This is a genomic window from Streptomyces katrae (assembly GCF_000966975.1).
In the GTDB taxonomy this organism is placed as follows: Bacteria; Actinomycetota; Actinomycetes; order Streptomycetales; family Streptomycetaceae; genus Streptomyces; species Streptomyces katrae.
The window spans coordinates 1-1040 of record NZ_JZWV01000114.1; the positions used below are offsets into that span (position 1 = coordinate 1).

Genomic DNA, 1040 nt, shown 5'->3' on the forward strand with positions numbered 1-1040 from the left:
CCGACGCCCTGTGGCTGGCCGCCCGGACCCGGGAGGCCGCCCGCGCGGCCACGCCCGGCGCCGGCGAGGGCCCGGAGCCCGAGCCCGCCCGGCGGAGGCCGGCCAGGGCCCAGGGGTCTCCCGGCCGCGCCGGCGGCCCCAGCCCCCCGGCGGACGCCGAGGAACCGCCGACGGCCCGGGTCCGGGAGGACGACCCGGCCGAGGACCCCGTCAGGCTCTACCCCGCCGGAGCCCTCGCCGCCGCCGACCCGGCGCCCGACACCGAGGTCCCCGTCGCCGGAGGGGTCCCCGTACGGGTTCCGGGCGCGGCCGCGCTGCCCCGGATCCTCGACATCCAGCGGGCCCTGCGCGCCCTCCAGCGCCACCGGCCGCCCGGCCCGCCCACCCGTACCGTCCTCGACGAGCCCGCCACCGCCGAGGCCAGCGCCCGGGCCCTCGGGCTGGTCCTGCCCGTCTTCCGGCCCGAGTGCCGGCGCGAGGCGACCGTACGGCTGGTCATGGACGCCTCGCCGTCCATGGCGGTGTGGCAGGACATGTTCGACGAACTGCGGGCGGTGTGCGAGCGGCTGGGCGCCTTCCGGGACGTCCAGGTGCACTACCTGCACCGGCTGCCCGACGGCACCGCGGCCGTCGGCCGCGGCCCCGCGCCCGCCGCGGGCGTCCGCTCCGGGGACCAGCTGCGCGACCCCACCGGACGGGCGCTGACCATGGTGGTCTCCGACTGCGCCGGGCCGGTCTGGCGGGAGGGCGAGGCGCAGCGGCTGCTGCACCGCTGGGCCGAATGCGCGCCCTGCGTGGTGGTCCAGCCCCTGCCCCAACGGCTGTGGAACCGCAGCTGGCTCCCGACCGAGCGCGGAGTACTGGAACGGGGCCCGGCCGGCGGCGGGGCCACCCCGGGCGGCACGGGCGGCGGGCGCGGGCTGAGGTTCCGCCCGGACCGGCCCGCCCGGCCCGGGCGGCCCACCGGCGGGCTCACCGTGCCGGTCCTGCCGCCGAGCGCGACCGCCCTGGGCGCCTGGGCCCGGCTCGTCGCCGGCCCC

Annotated in this window: 1 protein-coding gene; it reads left to right on the forward strand. The window is 81.5% G+C overall.

Translation table 11 applies throughout. The features are described from left to right. A partial coding sequence (locus VR44_RS06190) for an SAV_2336 N-terminal domain-related protein (RefSeq protein WP_045946351.1) occupies nucleotides 1-1040 on the forward strand: 1040 nt, incomplete at both ends.